This is a genomic window from Pseudomonas sp. 01L34, from assembly GCF_056400265.1.
Window position 1 is genome coordinate 1 of the sequence record NZ_JBFTSX010000060.1, and the last position, 368, is coordinate 368.

Sequence of the window (368 nt, forward strand, 5' to 3'; positions counted from 1 at the left end):
GAATGGTGATGGTCTGGCCGTTGGACAGGGTCACAACCACTGGCGAACCAGTCACTGGAGCAGTGACGGACGCGGTGTACACCACGGTGCCACCCTCGGCGACGTTCGCGGTCGCACTCAGCGAAACAGTGCTGGTGTCGATGGTGTCGTTGACGGTAGTGACCGCAGGCGTATTGCTGGTTACCAGGTTTTCGAAGTTGCCGCCGGTGGCGGTGGAGATGGTGGCCTGGACCGTGCCCGCATCCTTGTAAACGTCATCGGACGGGGCCGGGACGGTCACGGAGCCGGTGGTTTTACCGGCATCGATGGTGATGACGGCGCCATTGCTCAGCGTCACGGTCACGGGTGTGCCAGCGGCATTGGTCAGG

1 protein-coding gene is annotated in these 368 nt (G+C 62.8%); it reads right to left on the reverse strand.

Annotated elements, in window-relative coordinates; all coding sequences use genetic code 11:
• Positions 1–368: immunoglobulin-like domain-containing protein (locus tag AC1DQM_RS29980; protein WP_477747284.1), on the reverse strand; the 368-nt coding region annotated here is incomplete at both ends.